Annotated in this window: 14 protein-coding genes, 1 tRNA gene and 2 pseudogenes; 15 read left to right on the top strand and 2 right to left on the bottom strand. The window is 69.2% G+C overall.

The genetic code is table 11. The features are described from left to right. Nucleotides 1-31: 31 nt before the first annotated feature. The 5 genes from ACSMXW_RS26235 to ACSMXW_RS26255 all read left to right on the top strand — a co-directional run bounded on the left by ACSMXW_RS26235 (nucleotide 32) and on the right by ACSMXW_RS26255 (nucleotide 5,259). Complete coding sequence (locus tag ACSMXW_RS26235; RefSeq protein WP_485799867.1) at nucleotides 32-571, top strand: hypothetical protein; 540 nt, start codon at nucleotides 32-34, stop codon at nucleotides 569-571. After that, on the top strand, nucleotides 568-2,664 hold the full coding sequence (locus ACSMXW_RS26240) for a DEAD/DEAH box helicase family protein (protein WP_485799868.1): 2,097 nt from the start codon (nucleotides 568-570) through the stop codon (nucleotides 2,662-2,664). The genes ACSMXW_RS26235 and ACSMXW_RS26240 overlap by 4 nt, the downstream gene beginning before the upstream one ends. Before the next feature lie 63 nt (nucleotides 2,665-2,727). Further along, the gene (locus ACSMXW_RS26245) at nucleotides 2,728-2,913 is read left to right on the top strand and encodes a hypothetical protein (protein WP_485799869.1); all 186 of its coding nucleotides are present in this window, start codon (nucleotides 2,728-2,730) and stop codon (nucleotides 2,911-2,913) included. Next, nucleotides 2,910-4,874, top strand: a complete 1,965-nt coding sequence (locus ACSMXW_RS26250) for an AAA family ATPase (RefSeq protein WP_485799870.1) — start codon at nucleotides 2,910-2,912, stop codon at nucleotides 4,872-4,874. Before ACSMXW_RS26245 ends, ACSMXW_RS26250 begins: the two co-directional genes overlap by 4 nt. After that, complete coding sequence (locus tag ACSMXW_RS26255) at nucleotides 4,867-5,259, top strand: hypothetical protein (protein ID WP_361461125.1); 393 nt, start codon at nucleotides 4,867-4,869, stop codon at nucleotides 5,257-5,259. Before ACSMXW_RS26250 ends, ACSMXW_RS26255 begins: the two co-directional genes overlap by 8 nt. Nucleotides 5,260-5,867: 608 nt before the next feature. Here the strand turns inward: ACSMXW_RS26255 and ACSMXW_RS26260 are convergent. Together ACSMXW_RS26260 and ACSMXW_RS26265 are read right to left on the bottom strand one after the other, a co-directional pair. Beyond that, nucleotides 5,868-7,048, bottom strand: a protein-coding gene (locus ACSMXW_RS26260) for an IS3 family transposase (RefSeq protein WP_485797810.1) whose coding sequence is annotated in 2 segments (ribosomal slippage) — nucleotides 5,868-6,761 and nucleotides 6,764-7,048 — 1,179 coding nt in all. Because the reading frame shifts where the segments join, the coding sequence is not laid out codon by codon here. Nucleotides 7,049-7,751: 703 nt separating this feature from the next. Continuing rightward, nucleotides 7,752-7,823, bottom strand: a tRNA-Arg gene (locus ACSMXW_RS26265). A 207-nt stretch (nucleotides 7,824-8,030) separates the two neighbouring features. Here ACSMXW_RS26265 and ACSMXW_RS26270 point away from each other — a divergent pair. The 10 genes and pseudogenes from ACSMXW_RS26270 (at nucleotide 8,031) to rpmE (ending at nucleotide 21,964) form a co-directional block, all read left to right on the top strand. Continuing rightward, the gene (locus ACSMXW_RS26270; RefSeq protein WP_485799871.1) at nucleotides 8,031-9,215 is read left to right on the top strand and encodes a response regulator; all 1,185 of its coding nucleotides are present in this window, start codon (nucleotides 8,031-8,033) and stop codon (nucleotides 9,213-9,215) included. Between the two features lie 273 nt (nucleotides 9,216-9,488). After that, nucleotides 9,489-9,626: pseudogene (locus ACSMXW_RS26275) on the top strand (ArgS-related anticodon-binding protein NrtL); the annotation flags it as partial. Between the two features lie 924 nt (nucleotides 9,627-10,550). Next, nucleotides 10,551-11,165: pseudogene (locus tag ACSMXW_RS26280) on the top strand (DALR anticodon-binding domain-containing protein); the annotation flags it as partial. 201 nt (nucleotides 11,166-11,366) lie between these two features. After that, nucleotides 11,367-12,758, top strand: coding sequence for a diaminopimelate decarboxylase (gene lysA, locus ACSMXW_RS26285; RefSeq protein WP_485799872.1), 1,392 nt, complete (start codon nucleotides 11,367-11,369; stop codon nucleotides 12,756-12,758). Nucleotides 12,759-12,882: 124 nt separating this feature from the next. After that, complete coding sequence (locus ACSMXW_RS26290; protein WP_485799873.1) at nucleotides 12,883-14,202, top strand: homoserine dehydrogenase; 1,320 nt, start codon at nucleotides 12,883-12,885, stop codon at nucleotides 14,200-14,202. 6 nt (nucleotides 14,203-14,208) lie between these two features. Further along, the gene (gene thrC, locus ACSMXW_RS26295; RefSeq protein ID WP_485799874.1) at nucleotides 14,209-15,267 is read left to right on the top strand and encodes a threonine synthase; all 1,059 of its coding nucleotides are present in this window, start codon (nucleotides 14,209-14,211) and stop codon (nucleotides 15,265-15,267) included. Between the two features lie 761 nt (nucleotides 15,268-16,028). Beyond that, complete coding sequence (gene thrB / locus ACSMXW_RS26300; protein WP_485799875.1) at nucleotides 16,029-16,958, top strand: homoserine kinase; 930 nt, start codon at nucleotides 16,029-16,031, stop codon at nucleotides 16,956-16,958. A gap of 441 nt (nucleotides 16,959-17,399) precedes the next feature. Further along, nucleotides 17,400-19,499: a transcription termination factor Rho gene (gene rho / locus ACSMXW_RS26305; RefSeq protein WP_485799876.1), complete on the top strand. Its 2,100-nt coding sequence runs from the start codon at nucleotides 17,400-17,402 to the stop codon at nucleotides 19,497-19,499. Between the two features lie 596 nt (nucleotides 19,500-20,095). Beyond that, a complete protein-coding gene (locus tag ACSMXW_RS26310) occupies nucleotides 20,096-21,208 on the top strand; it encodes an LCP family protein (protein WP_485799877.1) in 1,113 nt (370 codons plus the stop codon). 531 nt (nucleotides 21,209-21,739) lie between these two features. Further along, a complete protein-coding gene (gene rpmE / locus ACSMXW_RS26315) occupies nucleotides 21,740-21,964 on the top strand; it encodes a 50S ribosomal protein L31 (RefSeq protein ID WP_189933418.1) in 225 nt (74 codons plus the stop codon). Nucleotides 21,965-22,026 lie beyond the last annotated feature (62 nt).

The following is a 22,026-nucleotide window of genomic DNA, read 5'->3' on the forward strand; positions in this document are numbered from 1 at the left end:
GTTTCCGGAGTCGTTGGGCACACTGGCACCCATGGTGAGGCGGTCCAGAGCTGGTGCGGGCACTCGCCTTGCAAACCGGCTCTTCGCCGCGTCCCTCGCAGACCGCTGCAGCTCTGGCGACACTCTGGAGCTTGATAAAAGGCCGTTCGACCTGCGCGCAGCAGCTCCGTTGCCTCCTCTCATGCGCGTCTACTTGTATACGATGACGACACATCTGTCGGAGCGGCAGCAGGGTGCTTACCGCATTCAGATCATCCTGCCCAACAAGGATCGGCACTTTGACACCACCGACGACGCGCACGTCATCCTCGCTGGTTACAACCCGAACTTGGAGGTCTTTGCCCTGTGGGACGCGGACGCCCACGACATTGGGAAAGGTATCCCCCACTCAAAGGGGGTCCAGATCCTGGAGGACACCTTGTTAGAGGCGATGTCTCTTGGAGTGGCTCGACAGACGAGGAAGCTCCGCGGCACTGACGAGTCGGAGACTGTGGTCGCGTCACGTCCGGACACCTTGCCGGAAGCGCTAGAGCTGCGTTGGCAACTGTCAATCGAAAGGCTCATCTCGTGAGCGGTGGTGGCTGGGGCAAGTCAGGATGGACTCCCGAACCGGAGTATGCGAGCGACAGGGAGGACATCCTCAGCGAGTTTTATCTGCGAGCTCTAAGTGAGGCCGTCGCCTACGACCGGATTACGGGCTTCTTCGCCAGCAGCGCTCTGGCGCTGTACTGGGAAGCGCTGCCTGAGTTCGTGGACCGCGGAGGAAGGATCCGAATTCTCTGCTCACCCCGGATCGCCGAGAAAGACGCACAGGGCATCGAACGCGGTTATGAAGCTCGCGACGACAACTCTCTTGCTGCCGTGCTGCGGGCCGAGTTCGATGCGTTGCTTGCCGCCGACCAGCTCCGCAAGCCAGCGCTCGCTCTGGCCGCATTGATTTCAGAGAGACTCCTTGATATCCGCCTCGCTCGGGTTGCCAACGCCTCACTCGACGATCGGCGCATGTTTCACGACAAGGTGGGACTATTTACTGATGCGGATGGGCAGCGCATAGGCTTCCGTGGGTCCTTGAATGAGACCCGCTTCGGTATCGCCTCGGACGGCAACGTCGAGTCGTTCGATGCGTGGACGAGCTGGACGGGCCGCAATGACAGTATCAGGGTCCAGCGATCTACCGAACGTTTCGAGAAGCTTTGGGCCGGCAAGAGCGACGGGGTTGAAGTCCTAGCCCTCCCCGCGCCCTTCCGGCACTGGCTGGAAACTCAGGCGGGAGGCGTTGACTGGCGCGAGCTCGCGGCTGAGATCACTGTGGGTATGGAGCCGGCCCTCGTCGTCCGTACTGCGCCCGATGGTCGGCCCCTCCGTGAGCAGCAGATCGCAGGACTCAACGAGTGGGAGAGCCACGGTAAGCGAGGGATCCTTGCCCACGCGACTGGGTCAGGCAAGACGGTCACGGGCATCACTGCGATCGTCGGACACGAAGGGCCCGCTCTTGTGGTTGCCCCTTCGCGGTTGGTTGCGCGCCAGTGGAAGGAACAGATTGAGGACACGGGTCGCCGAGTGCATCTGTGCGGCGACGGTGAATCCGCCTGGAAGACGAGGCTTCACAACTGGCTGACACAGCCTGCCTCGGAGCGCGTGGTGGTTGCCCTTGCTCCCACGGCAGCTCAGACGCCCTTCGTGAACCAGGCCTCGCGCGCGAAGGACCTCCTGCTCGTCGGCGACGAGGTTCACCGCCTGGGGGCTGCGTCATACCAGAAGATTCTGGAGATTGATGCCGTAGCACGTCTAGGTCTATCGGCGACGCCAGAACGTGCGGGAGATCCGGAAGGCACCTTGGCGATTCTCGACTACTTCGGTGGGGTCATCCACCGCTACACGCTCAGGGACGCCCTGAAGGCCGGCACTCTCTGCAACTACCTTTACTATCCACAGCTTGTTCGGCTCAGCCCGCAGGAGCAGGAACATTGGGACGAATTGAGCAAGAAGATCGGACGGCTCGTCGCGCAGTCCCACAACTCGCCTGGCGGTGCCACCAACAGCCAGCGGGAACGCATCAGGGCCCTGACGATGCGGCGAGCTCGGATCGCTAAGAAGGCTGCCGGCAAGACGCCTCTAGCTAGGTTGGTGGTGACCAAGAGCTACAAGCCTGGACAGCGTTGGCTCGTCTATTGCGACGATAAGGGCCAGATGCAGGACGTTGCTGACAGCCTTCGTGCCGCCGGGATCGACGCGTATGAGTACTTTTCGGACATGCCGGGAGATAAGGCGGCAACGCTGCGGCACTTTGATGAGAACGGTGGCGTGATCGTCTCGATCAAGTGCTTGGACGAGGGTGTTGATATCCCCAACGCGGACCACGCTTTGATCCTGGCGTCATCCAGGAATCCTCGAGAGTTCATCCAGCGTCGCGGGCGCGTGCTGCGCAAGATCGAAGGGAAGAGCCTCGCCACCGTCTACGACGCGATCCTGCAGCCCGAGACCCTTGAGGAGGCGTCGGGGATGTCGCTGCTTCAGGGTGAGCTCGCCCGCGCGGGCAACTTCGCCCGAGATGCCCTGAATAGTGATGCTCGTGACCCGCTGGAGCGGCTAGTCGTAGAACTTGGCGGCGATCTCGGGGCACTCTATGAGTTCCTCGGTTCCGGCGAGGAGGTGGACAACTAGCCTGTGGCTGCACTCACTTCGTGCGGCACTGTGAACGCAAGTACTTCTGTAGGAGTAGAGCTCATGCCAGACAACCTTGCTCAAGTGATTGAATCAGTGCGCTCACGGTTTTTTGGCGAAAGCGTCGATTCAGTGCTGGTTCAGCGCATCGTGGAGATCGAGAAGCGGTACGTCGAGGATCGACCCCGCGCACAGGAGGCCGTGGCCCGTGTCATCCAGGAGCACCTGGACAGGAGCGTTGAGGTTTGAGATACCAGAAGCTCACCGTTGAGAACTTCCTCGTCTTCATAGGCGAGCAGGAGATCAACGTCCCCGACAAGGACGGCGTAGTCGTCATCTACGGCCGGAATGGCAAAGGCAAGACGTCTCTGCTCAATGCTTTCCGCTGGGCTTGGACTGGTGAAGTTCGCAAGCGGAGCACCCGCCCACTGCCACTCGAGGACATCACCAACAAGGTTGCCCTTGCGGAGGCGTCCGGCGACTCAGTTCGATGCCGTGTCCGCCTCGAGTTCGAAGCGGACGGTGCGCAGTGGGATCTCACTCGTTCCCTCATCCGTAAGGGGGAAGAATACTTCACTGAGCTCACGTTGCGTCGTGATGCGGTCGCTCTGAGCGCCGCCGATGCTAAGCGCAAGGTGGCTGAGCTGATGCCCAGAGAGATTGAGCAGTTCTTCCTGTTCGACGGAGAGCTCCTCGATCAGTACGAGAAGCTTCTCGATGACGACAGCACCGCTGGCTCCACACTCCGCGATGCCATCGAACGCATCCTCGGACTTCCCATTTTGGAGAACGCAGCACGAGACAGTGCTCGGGTGGCTGAGCGCGCCGGCGAGCTGGTCGCTGCTGCTGCGAAGCGGGACTCGAAGACGAAGAAGCTCGGCCAGGCTCTTGGTATTGAGCAGGCTCGTCTCCGTGCGTTCCGCCAGAACTACGAGGCGGAGGATCAAAAGGCCAAAGACCTGGAGGCTGAGTCGGCCCAGCTCGACCAGCAGCTGGCGGAGCAGTCAGGCAAGCTCGAGCTCAAGACCAGGCGCGACGAGACTCTCAAGCGACTTAAGGAGGCAGAGGCGCACTGCGACGCGGCTAAGGAAGAGTTCGAAAACCTCCTCGCAGAGTCGTGGAGGGCGGTGCTCGTGGAGCCGATCGAGGCCCGCATCGAACAGGACACCAAGGCGCTGGAGGCCATCGAAGAGCAGTTGGATGAGCTGCGCTTCGCGGCCACCCTCGCCCGCCATTACAAGGCTATTGGCACGGATACGTGCCCGGTGTGCGAGTCCCGTCTGAATTCCAACAATCGCGCTGCCCTTGAGCAACACCTTCAGAGCTCCGACTCTAGCGAGCTGAGCGCCAAAGAGGACCAGGCGGCAGCCCTCAAGGCGAGCCTCAAGCGGCTGCGCGAGTCCGGCCGAGGGCACGAACTTCGGGCCAATTTGAAAACTGTCGAAGAAAACTACCTGAACCTGCAGCAGAAGATTGAGGACTATCAGGACGATATCGACGACTTCGAGGACAAGTTGAAGGGGCAGGACACGGGGCTAACCGAGCTCGTCCAGCGCTCCAAGCACGTCAGCGTTCTCCTGCGACAAGCGAAGGCTGCTTACAAAGACGAGTGGGAGAAATACGAGCAGGCCAAGAAGAACGTAACCAAGCTCGAAGAGCAGATCCGCAAGACCGGCGCGGGCCAGGCCGACCCGAGTGTCTACGAGCGGCAGCGGACTGCGGAGGCCCTCGCGGACCTCTACCAGAAGGCGATCGTGATCTATCGTGACCAGCTCAAGGAGAGTATCCAGGAGAAGGCCACCGAACTGTTCCAGAGCATGCGATCCGAGAGGGACTACGTGAAGCTTGCGATAAACGAGTCCTACGGCTTGCGTATCCTTGACCGATCCGGAACCCCTGTAAAGCACCGGAGTGCTGGCTACGAGCACCTAGTCGCGCTGTCACTCTTGGGCGGTCTGCAGGCCAGTTCCCCCATCAGTGGGCCACTCGTCATGGACTCCCCCTTCGGACGCCTCGACGACCACCATGTTGACGGCGTCGTCGCCAATCTTGACAAGCTCAGTTCGCAGGTGTTCCTTCTGGTTCACGAGCGTGAGCTCCCCCGCGAGACTGCACGAGACCTGCTCCGAGGTCGAATGCTGGCCGAGTTCGAGTTGTCTCGAGGAGCGTCCGCGCACGAGACCAACATCCAGGAGCTTCACAGTGTCTGAAACCACCACGCGCGGACGCGTGAACATTGCCCTAACTGGCCGCGCTGAGATCGCTCGAGACGAGATCAGCGCCCGATTCCCATTCCGAGAGAAGCAGCAGTTGGTCCGCCTAGGTCTCGCCTACGCCCTTCGGCTCAACCTTGAACCGGTACGCGGAGGCGACTTCGGCCGCGCCGGCGACGGGCAGAACATGAACGTCGGCTCCTTTGACCCAAGCGGCGAGCTCTTTGACCTAGTGCGTGCATTCCATCCGGAATGTGATGACCCGGCAGAGGTCGCCGAGACCCTCATGAGTCTCGGCCTGGTCAAGCTCGCTGAGGATGTCCGTAACAGCGAAGTCACTCGCATCGCCGACATCTTGTATGCGAATGACGGAACCGACTGACGAGGCGCTTCCGAGGCGGGGGCTACTGTGCATCCTCGCAAATCCGCCGTTGGGGAGCGGCGAGCGCACCAGAGCGCGGCTTGGGCTGGCCCGTGACCTTCTCGGCTTCGAGACCTTCACGATCAGGAACCTGTTCTCCGTTCCCTCAGGCGCCGTCACGGACATCTCGACACTCGGAGCAACTCCAGCCGGATGGGCCCAGGCTAGACAGCAGATGGAACCAGCTTTCTCTGTCTGTGATGGAGTGCTGCTGGCTTACGGCATCTCCGAACCGACCGGTGCGGCACGGAAGTACCATCGCGAACAAGTGGAGTGGGTGGCTGAAAGGCTCGTCGCCTCGGGCTGTCAGACGTTTCAGGTTGGCGATGGACCGAGGCACCCGTCCCGCTGGCAGCGGTGGACTTCTCGGTATCACAGAGAGCTGGAGTTCTCCGCCGCACTGGAGGCTTCCCTCGAAGCCGTCAGCTTCGGTCGGGCCCCAACTCGCGTAGCCGGAACTGCTTACTGAGCTTGAACTCGTGATGTCGTTTTCGGTGATCAGGGGTTGATGGTCAGTCCCGTCTCGGCAAGGCAGCGGGACTGCTGCATGATCGGGTGACAGCGGGGGTCTATGCAGCCAGTGCTGCAGGTGGGGTCATGATGATCTCGTACTCGACGGGGGTCAAACGGGCCAGGCGTCTCTGGCGTCGGCGCCGGTGGTAGGTGCGCTCTATCCACGTCACGATCGCGGTCCGCAACTCCTGACGGGTGGCCCAGGTACGGCGGTCGAGGACGTTCTTCTGCAGCAGCGCGAAGAAGCTTTCCATCGCAGCGTTGTCGCCCGCTGCGCCGACCCGACCCATCGAGCCGGCCAGTCCGTGGCGGACGAGAGCGGCGACGAATTTCCGTGACCGAAACTGCGAGCCGCGGTCCGAATGCACCACGCACCCGGCCACCTGGCCGCGGCGGGCGACGGCGGACTCCAACGCGGCCACGGCGAGGCGGGACTGCATGCGGGCGTCGATGGAATAGCCCACGATGCGCCCCGAGAAGGCGTCCTTGACGGCGCACAGATAGAGCTTGCCCTCGCCGGTGGTGTGCTCGGTGATGTCCGTGAGCCACAACCGGTTCGGCCCGTCGGCGGTGAAGTCGCGCCGCACCAGGTCATCGTGGACCGGCGGCCCAGCCTTGGCGTTCTTGCCGCGGCCTTTGCGCTTGCCGAAGGCGCTCCACCAGCCGTTGTCCCGGCAGATCCGCCAGGCGGTCCGCTCGGCCATCGGCTCACCGGCAGTACGGGCCTCGTCGAGCAGGAACCGGTGACCGAACTCGGGATCGTCGCGGTGTGCGTCGAAGAGGGTATTGGCCCGATACGCCTCGGCCAGCTCGGCGTCGGTGACCGGGCAGGCCAGCCACCGGTAGTAGGGCTGGCGTGCCAGCCTCAGCACCCGGCACGTCACCGCCACCGGCACCCGGTGAGGGGCATCGGCGGCGGCCAGCTCGCGGACGAGCGGGTACATCATTTTGCCGGCAGGTTCGCCTGTGACAGATACGCCGCTGCCCGCCGGAGCACCTCGTTCTCCTGCTCCAGCAACCGGATCCGCTTACGGGCCTCGCGTAGCTCGGCCGCCTCGCCCGACGTCGTTGCGAGCCTGGCGCCCTCGTCGGTGTCGGCGCGGCGCAGCCACTTCGAGAGCGTGATCGGGTGGACGCCGAAGTCGGCGGCGATCTGTTCCAGCGTGACGCCGGGCTCGCGGTTGCGCGCGACCCGCACGACGTCCTCGCGGAACTCCTTCGGATACGGCTTGGGCACTGCAACATCCTTCCAGGCCGCCTCTCAGCAAGCCAGGTCAGGTGTCACCCAACCCTGCAGCAGTCCCATCTGAGCCTGGGAGTACTGGTCACCCCAGTCATCCTTTGCGGCGTCGAGGACTGCGGGATCGACGGTTTCACCACGCTCGGCTGCTCGGACGGCGTCTCGGGCGGCAACCCGGTAAGCGCGAGCCGCAGTGTTGAGATGAGCATAGAGATCGCGCTTGGCTTGCAACGCTTGCTCACTGCGCTCCAGCTCTCGTTCGCGGTCGGCACGCTGGTTCTGCTACGCCGCTTCGGCCCGGCTGGCGCGCTGGCTAAGCACTGCCCCGCCCAGAGTTCCGCCCAGCGTCCCTCCCACGCTGATGAGTGCGACGGCCAGCGTGGTCACATCCACGAGGTCCCCCAACTCGTCCATACGTCTGTCTGCGGGGGCGGCTGAGGACGGCACGATAGCCCACTCGGTCAGGCCCATGTTCCCCGCCGGCAGCATGGTCCAAGAACCTGGACGACGACAACGGGGAGTAGGTTCGCTCGACGCCAATCAGTCTCATCACCTGCGGGAATGTTCCAAGATCCCGTCAACGCCTCGTCCGCGGACCCCGACATACGGCCGCTCCGGGCGGCATACGCCTGCGCATAAGCGAAGACCCCACCCTCAGCGCTTCCGCTGATGACGGGGTCTCTGGGCACCTCATACAGGGTGCCCCCGGCAGGATTCGAACCTGCGCACACGGCTCCGGAGGCCGTTGCTCTATCCCCTGAGCTACGGGGGCGCGTCCCGCGGTGTTTCGCGCTGACGGGTAGAACCCTATCAGCTCGGGTGGTGTGGTCATGAACGGGTTTCGTCGGGGGCTGCGGGCTGTCGTCGGTGGGGGCCGGCGGTCCCTCCGGGTCCCCCGGAGGGGGTGGAAGTGGGGAAAAGCCGGACGCGGCGGTGGGGGGCGACCTAGGCTCGACTTGTGCCTGGGGCGTCTGGGCGGGTGCTTGTTGTCGACGACAACAAGGTCATCCGGCAACTGATCAGGGTCAACCTCGAGCTGGAGGGCTTCGAGGTCGTGACCGCGGCCGACGGTGCCGAGTGTCTGGATGTCGTGCACCAGGTGCGGCCCGATGTGATCACTCTTGATGTGGTCATGCCCCGGCTGGGCGGGCTGCGTACCGCGCAGCTCCTGCGGTCCGATCCTCGGACTCGTGCCCTGCCCGTAGTCATAGTCAGCGGCTGTACGCCCCAGGAGGCCGGGTTCGGGCCCGGCTCCCGCATCGACGCCTATATCTCCAAGCCCTTCGAGCCTGCGCATCTGGTGCGGACGGTGCGGTTGGTGCTGGAGCAGCGGGTCGCTCCTGCGGCCGGGGGCCTTTCCGGTCCCGCCGACTCCGGGGAGCAGGGGGTATCCCGTGACCACGCCGGCCTCGGCGACCACGCCGGCCTCGGCGACCACGCCGGCCTCGGCGACCACGCCGGCCTCGGTGAGTGTGCGGGTCTCGGTGACCGCGTCGACTTCGGTGAGCGCGCGGGTCTCGGCGATCATGCTGATCCTGCTGGGTCTTCCGGCTTCCTGCCGCACACCGATCCCGGGGGGCATCCTGACCTGGGGCCTGGGAGTCCGGCTCCTGGTGATCTCGGGGGGCCGTCCGGTTCGGGGCCCGGCGTGCAGTCCGGTTCGGAGGCGGGCGAGCACCCCGTTGCGGATGTCGGTGTGAGTGGTCTTTCCCTGCGTGACGAGACCGCCGGGGGTATGGGTGCCGGTGGGCACGCCGAGGGCGGTGACCATTCCCGTCCTGCGGGCCAGGCCCGTGGCGGTGAGCGGGCGCGGCTAGGTGAGCATCGGCGAGTGGGGCGTCAGGGCAGTGCGGGTGCGGCCTCTGACCTCGGAGGCTCCGGAGGATCTGGCGGCCCTGGCGGGTCTGGCGGGCCCGAGGGGGCTGGCGGTGCCGCCGGTGCGGCCGACGGGGGGCGGCCGTCGCGCCCGTTCCCGTCCGATGGCGGGCGGCGTTCTGCTGCCGAGAGGGATCGGTTTTCCGCTCATGGGCCCGGACGGGTCGTGGGGTCGGAGGCTGATGAGCGTCGTGAGCGGTCCGCTCCTCCCGCTCCCTCCTCTCCTCCCGCTGATCATTCGGATCCTTCTGATCCCGCCGGGCGTGCCTGGCGGGGTAGCGGCGTCTGAGCCCCGCCCCGGGGGAGTTCTGCGGAGGGGGCGTTCGGCGGATGGTCGTTCCGCGGATCGTCGTTCCGCGGAGGGGGCCGTCCTGTGTGGGGGACGTTCGATTGGGCTGGGGCTCCTCCTGTCGTCCCGCTCGGCCCTTTCCAGGATGCGAAACCAGGTCGCGGGTCCGGCCCCTGCCTCCCATACGCTTGTCCCGTGACTCCCGTCGAGCTCTCCCGTACCGTCCTGCACGCCGTGCGCCGTGCTGTGGACGAGGGGGAGCTGAGCGTGGCCGTGCCCGCGCGGGCCGTCGTCGAGCGGCCGCGGCCCGGGGGGTGCGGGGACTACGCCACCGGGATCGCGCTCCAGCTCGCGCGGCCCGCGGGGCGGTCGCCGCGGCAGGTCGCCGAGCTGCTGCGGGCGCGGTTGCTGGGTGCGCCGGGCGTGGCCGGCGTCGAGATCACCGGGCCCGGCTTCCTCAACATCAGCCTCGACGGGAGGCGGCTTCCCGTTCTCGTACGGGATGTGCTGCGGGACGGGGCAGCGTACGGGCACGTCCGGGGGCACGGGCCGCTTCGGCCGTACGGACATGTGCGCTCGGCCTCGACGGAGCACACGGAGCCGGCGGAAGCCGTGGAGCCGACGGAGCCCGCGGAGCCGGGCAAGAGTACGGCGCCGGTCAAGGCTACGGAGCCGACGGAGGCCGTGGAGCCGGGCAAGAGTACGGAGCCGGTCAAGGCTACGGCGCCGGGGGAGCCCGCTGAGCCCGCTGCGGGCTCCTCTCTGCGCGCCGGCGCCGCATCCGTGCACCCCGGCCCTGCCCCCGGACGCTCCCGTTCCGCCCCCGGACGCCCCGCACCCCTGGATTCCGACCCCGAGCGCCCTGAACACGCCCCCGTCCGCCTTCAGATCGCCCCCGGCGTCCGTGCCGCCGTGCTCGCCGACGCCGTTGCCCGCATCCTCCGGTCGCAGGGCACCCCCACCCTGCTCCGGTACGAGGACGGTGCCGGGCCCGATCCCGCGTGGGTGGCGTTCGGCGTGCCGCCGTACCAGTCATCGTCCTACGGCCGGTCGCGCGAACCGTCCTACGACCAGTCGTACGCAGCCGTCGGCCCGTGCGAAGGCGCCCCCGCCGAAGCCACCGGTCCCGCCGGTACCGCCGCCGTGGGTGGCGGCGGTGTGCCCGCTGGCTCCTCTGCCCCGGCCACCCGCATCCGCCCCGTTCCGGCCCCCGCCGACCCCCTCACGCTCGGCCGTGCCGCCGGCCGCTGGGCACTGCTGTACCCCGCCGCACACGACCGGCCCCGGATCACCGAGGACCACCTCGTCCAGCGGGAGAGCAACCCTCTCTTCCGGGTGCGTTACGCCCACGCCCGCACCCGCGCCCTGGTCCGCAACGCCGCCGACCTCGGCTTCACCTCCGCCCCGGGCGACCTGGGCCTCCCCACGGGAGCCCCTCCCGCGCCGCGGCCTGAGCACCAGCCCCAGCCCCAGCCCCAGTCCGGGTCAGGACCTGGCCCCGGCCCCGCGGTCGTCCCCGCCGAAGCCACCGGGCCCGCCGAAGCCACCGGGCCCGCCGCCTCCGCCGTCCCCACGCCCACCACGCCCGCCGAAGCCACCCCGCCCGCCGCCTCGGCGCCCGCCGCCGCAGCCACCCCCGGGGATCCGGCGGTCGACACCTCCGACACCTCTGATACCTCCGCCTCCACCGCCCTCGCCGCCCTCCTGGCCGACCACCCCCGGACCCTGGCCACCGCCGCCCGCCGCCGCGCCCCCGACGTTCTGGCGCGGCACCTCGTGCGGACCGCGGACGCCTACCTCGCGTACCAGGACGCCGTCCGGATCCTGCCCGTCGGCGACGAGAAACCCTCGGCCGCCCACCGGGCCCGGCTGGCCCTCGCCGAAGCGGCCGGGACGGTGCTGGCCGGCGGCCTCGCCCTGCTCGGCATCGACGCCCCCGACACCCTCTGACGTACGACGCCGCACCCGGCCGTCGCAACGGAGCGCGGCCCCGCGGTGCGCCGCCCCGACCCAGCGCCGACCCAGCGCCGACCACCGAACGCCCCGCCCCCGCGACAACAAGCACGCCCCCGCAACAAGCACGCCCCCGACAACAAGCACCCCACCCAGCACCGGACAACAAGCACCCCACCCAGCACCGAAAGAGCACCCATGAGCCGTTCCGCCCACCCCGCCGGCCCCCGGCACGCCGACGTGCTGCCCGACGGGCACCTGCTCGCCCCGCCCGCCGATCTCAACGACCTCGACCCCAAGGTGTGGGCCAGGACCGTCCGCCGCGACGACGACGGGGTGCTGACCGTCGGCGGTCTCGACGTCACGGCGCTCGCCGAGGAGTTCGGGACGCCCGCCTACTTCCTCGACGAGGACGACTTCCGGGCCCGCGTGCACGCGTGGAAGACCGCCTTCGGGCCCGCCGCCGACGTGTTCTACGCCGGCAAGGCGTTCCTGTCGCGGGCCGTCGTGCGCTGGCTGACCGAGGAGGGGATCAACCTCGACGTCTGCTCCGCCGGGGAGCTGGCCACCGCGCTCGACGCCGGTATGCCGCCCGAGCGGATCGCGCTGCACGGCAACAACAAGTCCACCGCCGAGATCGAGCGCGCCGTGGCGGCCGGTGTGGGGCGGATCGTGCTCGACTCGTTCCAGGAGATCGTGCGTGTCGCGCACATCGCGCAGCGGCTCGGCCGGCGGCAGCGGGTGCAGATCCGGGTGACCGTGGGTGTCGAGGCGCACACCCACGAGTTCATCGCCACCGCGCACGAGGACCAGAAGTTCGGTATCGCCCTCGCGGAGGGGCAGGCCGCCGAGGCGGTGCGCCGCGCGCTGGGACTCGACGGCCTGGAACTCGTCGGGATCCACTCGCACATCGGGTCGCAGATCTTCGACACCGCCGGCTTCGAGGTCGCCGCCCGGCGGGTGGTCTCGCTGCTCGCCCAGGTGCGCGACGAGCACGGCGTGGAACTGCCCGAGATCGACCTCGGCGGCGGCCTCGGCATCGCCTACACCTCGGACGACGACCCCCGTGAGCCCCAGGAGATCGCCAAGGCCCTCACCGAGATCGTGGAACGGGAGTGCGACGCAGCGGGGCTCAGGGTGCCGCGGATCTCCGTGGAGCCGGGGCGCGCCATCGTCGGCCCGTCCGCCTTCACGCTGTACGAGGTGGGCACCATCAAGCCGCTCGACGGGCTGCGCACGTACGTCTCGGTCGACGGCGGCATGTCCGACAACATCCGGACGGCGCTGTACGACGCCGAATACAGTGTCGCTCTGGCATCCCGCGCGTCCGACGCGGAACCGATGCTGGTACGTGTCGTGGGCAAGCACTGCGAGAGCGGGGACATCGTGGTCCGGGACGCCTTCCTGCCCGCCGACCTCGCGCCGGGGGACCTGATCGCGGTGCCGGCCACGGGCGCGTACTGCCGCTCGATGGCGAGCAACTACAACCATGCGCTGCGCCCGCCCGTCGTGGCCGTCACCGGCGGCACGGCACGGGCGATCGTCCGGCGTGAGACGGAGGAAGATCTCCTGCGTCTGGACGTCGGCTGAAGAAATCAACATCTCAGGATCCGGACGAGGGGCAGAAACTCCCGTCCGGTGCGTGAGACTGGAGTGTCCCTGGGTCTCCTCCCACGCCCTGAAGGCAGTGGGGCCGGATGAGAAGCGAGGTCGGATGATGCGTACGCGGCCGCTGAAAGTGGCGCTGCTGGGCTGTGGGAACGTCGGCTCAGAGGTGGCGCGCATCATGACGGCGCACGCCGACGACCTCGCGGCCCGGATAGGCGCCCCCCTGGAGCTGGCCGGCGTCGCCGTGCGCAGGCCCTCCAGGGTCCGGGAGGGCATCGACCCCGCGCTCATCACCACGGACGCCACCGCCCTGGTCAAACGGGGCGACATCGACGTCGTCGTCGAGGTCATCGGCGGCATCGAGCCGGCCAGGACCCTGATCACCACCGCCTTCGAGCACGGCGCCTCGGTGGTCTCCGCCAACAAGGCGCTGATCGCCCAGGACGGCTCCGCTCTGCACGCCGCCGCCGAGCAGCAGGGCCGCGACCTCTACTACGAGGCGGCCGTCGCCGGCGCGATCCCGCTGATCAGGCCACTGCGCGAGTCGCTCGTCGGCGACCATGTGAACCGCGTGCTGGGCATCGTCAACGGCACCACCAACTACATCCTCGACAAGATGGACACCACCGGCGCGGGCTACCAGGAGGCCCTGGACGAGGCCACCGCGCTCGGCTACGCGGAGGCCGACCCGACCGCGGACGTCGAGGGCTTCGACGCGGCCGCCAAGGCCGCGATCCTCGCGGGGCTCGCCTTCCACACCCGGGTACGGCTCGACGACGTCTACCGCGAGGGGATGACCGAGGTCACCGCCGCCGACTTCGCCTCCGCGAAGGAGATGGGCTGCACCATCAAGCTGCTCGCCATCTGCGAGCGTGCCGCGGACGGCGGCTCCGTCACCGCCCGGGTGCACCCCGCGATGATTCCGCGCAGCCACCCGCTGGCCTCCGTGCGGGAGGCCTACAACGCCGTCTTCGTGGAGTCCGAGGCGGCCGGGCAGCTGATGTTCTACGGGCGCGGCGCGGGCGGCGCGCCGACCGCGTCCGCGGTCCTCGGCGACCTCGTCGCCGTCTGCCGCAACCGCCTCGGCGAGGCCACCGGGCCCGGCGAGTCCGCGTACAGCATGCTGCCCGTCTCGCCCATGGGCGAGGTCACCACGCGCTACCACATCAGCCTCGACGTCGCCGACAAGCCGGGCGTGCTGGCCCAGGTCGCGACGGTCTTCGCCGAGCACGGCGTGTCCATCGACACGGTGCGCCAGCAGAGCCGGCAGAGCGAGACGGAGGGGTTCTCGGGGTCCTCGGAGGCCTCGCTCGTCGTCGTCACCCATCGCGCGTCCGACGCCGCCCTCAGCGGGACGGTCGAGGCGTTGCGCACCCTCGACACCGTGCGCGGTGTCGCCAGCATGATGCGGGTTGAAGGAGAGTAACCAGCAATGACCCACCAGTGGCGCGGAATCATCGAGGAGTACCGGGACCGGTTGCCCGTGTCCGGCTCCACGCAGGTCGTGACGCTGCGCGAGGGCGGCACGCCGCTCGTGCCCGCCCGGGTGGTCTCCGAGCGCACGGGCTGTGAGGTGCACCTCAAGGTGGAGGGCGCCAACCCGACCGGGTCGTTCAAGGACCGCGGCATGACCATGGCCATCACCAAGGCCAAGGAGGAGGGCGCGCAGGCCGTCATCTGCGCCTCCACCGGCAACACGTCCGCATCGGCCGCCGCGTACGCGGTGCGCGCCGGCATGGTGAGCGCCGTGCTGGTGCCGCAGGGCAAGATCGCGCTCGGCAAGATGGGTCAGGCGCTGGTGCACGGCGCGCGGATCCTCCAGGTCGACGGCAACTTCGACGACTGCCTGACGCTGGCGCGCGCGCTCTCCGAGAACTATCCGGTGGCGCTGGTGAATTCGGTCAACCCGGTCCGCATCGAGGGCCAGAAGACGGCCGCGTTCGAGATCGTGGACGCGCTCGGCGACGCCCCCGACATCCATGTGCTGCCGGTCGGCAACGCGGGCAACATCACGGCGTACTGGAAGGGCTACCGGGAGTACGCGGCGGACGGGCCCGCGACGCACACCCCGCGGATGTGGGGGTTCCAGGCCTCCGGCGCGGCGCCGATCGTGCGCGGCGAGGTCGTCAAGGACCCGACGACGATCGCCACCGCGATCCGCATCGGCAACCCGGCCTCCTGGCAGTACGCGCTCGCCGCGAAGGAGGAGTCCGGCGGCCTCATCGAAGAGGTGACGGACCGTGAGATCCTCCGCGCCTACCGACTGTTGGCCGCCCAGGAGGGCGTCTTCGTGGAGCCCGCGTCCGCCGCGTCCGTGGCGGGGCTGCTGAAGGCCGCGGAGCAGGGCCTCGTGGAGAAGGGCCAACGCATCGTCTGCACGGTGACCGGAAACGGCCTCAAGGACCCCGACTGGGCCGTCGCCGGCGCCCCGCAGCCGCTCACCGTGCCGGTGGACGCCGCGGCGGCGGCGGAGCGGCTGGGGCTCGGATAGCGGCTGGGCCGTTGCCGGGAGTTGCCGGGAACGGGAGGCCACCGGCCACGGAGCGGGAAAGCCGCAGGCCGGCAGGCGGGAGGACCGCAAGCCCATGCAGGCCGGAACGCCCCAGCCGTACAGGCCGGAACGCCCCGAGCCGGGGGCGGGAGACCGGGGCCGGAAGGCCCGGGGGGCCCGCGTGGCCATGCGGGCCGGGAAGCCGCAGGCCACGCAGGCGGGAAGGCCGCGCGCCGGAGGCCGGCGGGCGGCACGCCGGGGGCCCGGTGGCCGGAAGTCGCCCTGCCGGTGCGAGGGCCGTGGCCCGCGTGGCCCCTCGCGTGCCCGGGGAACGCGTCGTACCGTGGTCCGTGAACGGGCGGGGCGGACGAACTGGCAAGGGCGCCGCATCCACCGCACGCCCGACGCAGGAGCCGCACGGGGGAGGACACCCCGGCCAGGGGGTGCACGGAAGAGCACACGACACGCATCGTGCGCCTCCTGTGCGCCCTGTGTCGCCACAGAACCTTCCTTCGATAGGCTGTGCCGAACCCCTCACCGCATATGCCGCGGTGCTGCCCCTGCGCCGGGCGCCGGGTTCTCTCCGTCAGTACCTCCCACGCGTCGAACGCCGTCCGTAGCCCAGATCCGCCACCCCACCCCGCAGACCCGACGCCCGCAACCGGGACCGTCCAGGTCCCGCAGGCCAGCACAGACCCATCGACACCACCCACAGCACGCACAGCACGACAATCACGCAGCTCAAGGAGAGTCATCGAGCGATGGCCGGTCCCGCCTTCCGCGCCGCCGCCGTCCGGGTGCGCACCCCCGCCACCAGCGGCAACCTCGGCCCGGGCTTCGACACCTTCGGTCTCGCGCTGGGGCTGTACGACGACGTCGTCGTCCGAGTGGCCGACTCCGGCCTGCACATCGACATCGCGGGCGAGGGCAGCGAAACCCTCCCGCGCGATGAGGAGCACCTGCTCGTACGCGCCATGCGCACCGCGTTCGACCTGCTCGGCGGACAGCCCCGCGGCCTCGAGGTGGTGTGCGCGAACCGCATCCCGCACGGCCGCGGCCTCGGCTCCTCGTCCGCCGCGATCTGCGCCGGCATCATGGCCGCCCGCGCCGTGACGATAGGCGGGGAGGCCAGGCTCGACGACGCCGCCCTGCTGGAACTCGCCACGGAGATCGAGGGCCACCCCGACAACGTGGCGTCCTGTCTGCTCGGCGGCTTCACCATCTCGTGGATGGAGGGCGGCGCGGCGCGGGCGATCAGGATGGATGCCGCCGATTCCATCGTTCCGGTGGTTTTCGTACCGGGTAAACCGATACTGACGAAGACGGCACGCGAGCTCCTGCCGCGTTCCGTCCCCCATGTGGACGCCGCGGCCAACGCCAGCCGGGCCGCACTCCTCGTCGAGGCCCTGACCAGGCGCCCCGACCTGCTGCTGCCCGCCACGGAGGACCGGCTCCACCAGGAGTACCGCGCTCCGGCCATGCCGGAGAGCGCCGCCCTCGTCGAGCGGCTGCGGGCCGATGGCGTCCCCGCGGTCATCTCCGGAGCCGGACCCACCGTCCTGGCCCTGACGCAGAGCGACGACGCCGACAAGGTGGCCCTGCTCGCGGGGGAGGGGTGGGCGGCGAACCGGCTGGTCATGGACTCGGCGGGGGCGAGCGTGCTGCCCCTGTCGCCGACCAGGGCCGAGTGACGCAATTGCCCCGATACGGTTGCCGGATGTGGAGAGGGGGAATGTTTGATGGATCCGGTAGTGTTAACCTCAAGTCTGCACCCGACCCCACATATGGCGAGGTGCTTCGTGTCCCCGTCCGGGACAGACATTCTTCCGGGAGCTCCCCGATCGTTCTGTGCGCCGCACCGAGCGGTATGGCCGAGTGGGTGTACCTCCCAGCGGTAGCTGGGTGAGTACCTCCCAGCGATAGCTGGGGGAGCTCCGGAACAGGCGTGACCGAGCCGCATGGCACAGAGATTTCCGTGACACGGCACCGGGACTCGCCATCACCAGTTGTTTCTTCCGCCGCTTTGGCGGACCACCGCCCCGGCATGGTCCAACACTCGAAGGATCACCGCCGGACAGCACAACCGGTCGCCGAGCCAGAAGGCCGACGTCCGCTCCAGGGAAGGACCCTTCGTGAGCGACACCACCGATCTGATGGGCGTGAGCGCCGACACGGTCGATACCGCTGCCGCGCCCGCCACGGACGCCTCTGCTGCGCCTGCCTCCGGTGCATCGGCCGGCACCAGGCGGCGCCGCGGCACCGGCCTTGAGGGCATGGTGCTTGCCGAGCTGCAGCAGGTCGCATCCGGCCTCGGGATCAGGGGCACCGCGCGGATGCGCAAGAGCCAGCTGATCGAGGTCATCAAGGAGGCACAGGCCGGGGGAGCCCCCCAGGCCACCTCGGGCGCCCAGGCGAAGAGTGCACCGTCCGAGACCAAGCCGAAGCGCCGGGCCACCTCCCGCGCGCGCACCGGCGATGAGGCCCAGGCCGAGGCCGCCAAGGCCGACGAGGCCGGTCAGCGCGCCGGCCAGGGCGACGCGGCGGCCGAGACGGCCGGCAAGGCGGGCCGGACCGCCGCCCCCGAGCGCGCCGAGAAGGCCGAGAACACGGGGTCCTCGGCCGGTGAGGCGCCCGCACAGCAGGCCGTCGCCCAGCAGCAGATCGACATCCCCGGCCAGCCCGCCAGCGACGACCAGTCGACCGGCGAGCGCCGCAGGCGCCGGGTCACCGCCGAGGCGGGCAGCCCCGACGCCAGGGCCGAGGCCGGCGACGTCAGGACCGAGACCAGGACGGAGCCCAAGACCGACCACGCCGAGAAGCACGACGGCTCCGGCGACCACGGCGACGGCCGCCAGAGCCGCCGGGAGCGCGGCCGCGGCCGTGACCGGGACCGCCGCGGCAAGAGCGACGACCAGCAGAACCAGCAGGGCGGCGCGGGCCAGCGCCAGCAGGGCGGCGGCGGAGGCGGCCGCCAGGACGACGGCTACGACGACGACGGCGGCGGCCGCCGGGGCCGCCGGGGCCGCTACCGGGACCGGCGCGGCCGGCGCGGCCGCGACGATGTGAGCGAGCCGCAGATCGCCGAGGACGACGTTCTGATCCCCGTCGCGGGCATCCTGGACATCCTCGACAACTACGCCTTCATCCGCACCTCCGGCTACCTCCCGGGCCCGAACGACGTCTACGTCTCGCTGGCCCAGGTCCGCAAGAACGGCCTGCGCAAGGGCGACCACATCACGGGCGCCGTGCGCCAGCCCAAGGAGGGCGAGCGCAGGGAGAAGTTCAACGCCCTGGTCCGCCTCGACTCCGTCAACGGCATGGCGCCGGAACACGGCCGCGGCCGCCCCGAGTTCAACAAGCTCACGCCGCTCTACCCGCAGGACCGGATCCGTCTGGAGACCGACCCGGGCATCCTGACCACGCGCATCATCGACCTGGTCTCGCCCATCGGCAAGGGCCAGCGCGGCCTGATCGTGGCCCCGCCGAAGACCGGTAAGACCATGATCCTCCAGGCGATCGCCAACGCGATCACGCACAACAGCCCCGAGTGCCACCTGATGGTCGTCCTCGTCGACGAGCGTCCCGAAGAGGTCACCGACATGCAGCGGTCGGTCAAGGGCGAGGTCATCTCCTCCACCTTCGACCGCCCGGCCGAGGACCACACCACCGTCGCCGAGCTGGCCATCGAGCGCGCCAAGCGGCTCGTCGAGCTGGGCCACGACGTGGTCGTCCTGCTCGACTCCATCACCCGCCTGGGGCGCGCCTACAACCTCGCGGCGCCCGCCTCCGGCCGGATCCTCTCCGGTGGTGTCGACTCGACCGCGCTCTACCCGCCGAAGCGGTTCTTCGGCGCCGCGCGCAACATCGAGGACGGCGGCTCGCTGACCATCCTGGCCACCGCGCTGGTCGACACCGGCTCGCGGATGGACGAGGTGATCTTCGAGGAGTTCAAGGGCACCGGCAACATGGAGCTCAAGCTCGACCGGAAGCTCTCCGACAAGCGCATCTTCCCCGCGGTGGACGTCGACGCGTCCAGCACCCGCAAGGAGGAGATCCTGCTCAGCGGCGAGGAGCTGGGCATCGTCTGGAAGCTGCGGCGGGTGCTGCACGCGCTGGACCAGCAGCAGGCGATCGAGCTGCTGCTGGACCGGATGAAGCAGAGCAAGTCGAACGCCGAGTTCCTTCTGCAGATTCAGAAGACGACGCCCGCGCCGGGGAACAACGGCGACTAGCGCGCTACGCGCGGGTCGGCCGACGTTCCGGTTCCGGTACATCGGCGTTCCGGTTGTCGCGTTTCCGGTTCGGTGTTTTCAGTCGGTGTTCCGGTCGCTCCTCTCGCCCTGGCCGGGCGAGGGGGGCGGCTTTTTTTGTGGCCTGTGCCTTTTTGTGGGATGGGTTTGTGAGCTGCGCCTCGGCGCATCTCAGGGGCGCGGGGAACCGCGCGAGCAACCCCCACCGGCCGGTGGTCCGGCAGCGACAGAGACTGCCGCTTCGGGGCGGTGGCGACGTGACGTGTTCGCTGTGGCCGGGCGCGCAGTTCCCCGCGCCCCTTTTCGGGCTGCGCCCCGACAGGGTGGGGCTGCGCCCCGACAGGGTGGGCGGGCGAGACGTTCGCCACATCGTGGGTTGGGGGAGCGGGGTGGTTCCCGGCCGGAACGTGCTGGTCGGAGGTGGGGATCCGGAGGGTCGTGTACGGAGGGTGTCTGCTGAGGCACCGGGTGAAACCGGGACATTGTGCAACGCTGCTGGCTGGTCCGGAGCCGTGGACGGGGGTGACTGAGGCTGACGGCGGGGGGTAACCGGGCAGCTAGGAGACCCAGGGGAGTACATGGCCGACGAGAGCACACCCATGCGCGACAGCCGCCGCCGCGGCAAGGGGCGGCGGCGCAAGCCGAGGAGCGCGGGCCGGAAGGCACTGCTGGCCACCGCGTGGGCGGCGGCCGGCCTGGTGCTCCTGGGCGGCGGCGGCCTCGGCTACGTGTACTTCAAGCTGAACGGCAACCTCAGTGGCGTCGACATCAACGCCGCCCTCGGCAAGCACCGCCCCGCGAACGTCGACAACGGCTCGATGGACATCCTGGTGCTCGGCTCCGACTCCCGTTCCGGCCCCAACGCGGAGTACGGCACCGACGGCGGCGGGGCACGCTCCGACACGGCGATGATCGTGCACGTCTACCAGGGCCACAAGCGGGCCACCGTGGTGTCCATACCCCGCGACACCCTCGTCACCAGGCCCGACTGCACGGCGCGCAACGGCACCACCGTCAGGGGTGGCCGGGCCCAGATGTTCAACACCGCCTACGAGGTCGGCGGCCCGGCGTGCGCCGTGAAGACGGTGGAGGCCATGTCCGGCATCCGTATGGACCACTTCATCGAGGTCGACTTCACCGGCTTCAAGAAGCTCGTCGACACGCTCGGCGGCGTCCCCGTCACCACGCGGCAGGCCATCGACGACGACAAGAGCCACCTGCACCTGCCGCCCGGCACCCACACCCTCGACGGTGAGCAGGCGCTCGGCCTGGTGCGCACCAGGCACGGTGTCGGCGACGGCAGCGACCTCGGCCGGATCCAGCTCCAGCAGGCCTTTGTGAAGGCGCTGATCAACCAGGTCAGGCAGGTCGGCGTGATCAGCAATCCGGCCAAGCTCTACGACCTCGCCGACACCGCCACCAGCGCCATCACCACCGACTCCGAGCTGGCCTCCGTCAAACAGCTGGCCGGCTTCGCGGGCAGCCTCAAGGACATCGGGCCCGGCAGCACCACCATGCTGACGCTGCCGGTCGCCTACGACCCGCAGAACGCGAACCGGGTGCTGCCGCTCGCCGCGCAGGACCGCCAGGTGTGGTCCGCGCTCAAGGCGGACAAGCCGGTGCCGGCCTCGGCGACCAGGGGGTCCGCCGCGGCCGGGGGCGCGGCCGGTCACGTCGTCGCGGGCAGCTAGCCCGCGGCCCTCCGACGCGGGCCGCGCCCCGGCCCACGTCAGGGGCGCGCGGAACTGCGCGAGCAACCGGCCACTGGCGGGCGGTCGTGAGACGGCAGAGACTGCCCCTTTCGGGCGGTGGCGATCTGACGGTCTCGTCGTGGTTGTCCCCCACTGCCTGAAAGGCGTGGGAGGTACCCCCAGCAGTTCCCCGCGCCCCTCCCATGCGGGGCTGCGCCCCGGCCCACCCAGGGGCGCGGGGAACTGCGCGAGCGGCCCACCACCGGCCGGTGGTCCGGGGAGGACAGAGACCGCCCCTTTGGGACGGTGACGACGCTCGCGTCTCGTCGTGCCTGGATGCGCGGTTCCCCGCGCCTCAAGGCGGGGCCGCGCCCCGCTCCCGCGGCCCCTGCCGGGCAGGGGGAATATCCGGGGCACCGCCCCGGTTTTGGGGGATGGCGCCAGTCCTGGCAGACTGGTACGTCGGCTCCGGTTCACGCTCCCGCACCCGCGGGCTGCGACCCGGCGCCCTCCCGGAACATAGGAGACACCTTGAAGCGCGAGATTCACCCCGAGTACGTCGAGACCCAGGTGAGCTGCACCTGCGGCGCGTCGTTCACGACCCGTAGCACGATCGGATCCGGCACCATCCGTGCCGAGGTCTGCTCCGAATGCCACCCGTTCTACACGGGCAAGCAGAAGATCCTCGACACCGGAGGCCGTGTGGCCCGCTTCGAGGCCCGCTTCGGCAAGGCTGCTGCCGGCTCCAAGAAGTAGCGAGCAACTGCGCCGGTCCTCGGCCGCCCCGCCCGGGGCGCCGGGACCGGCGTTTTTGATCG

The organism is Streptomyces sp. DSM 116793 (assembly GCF_057320905.1).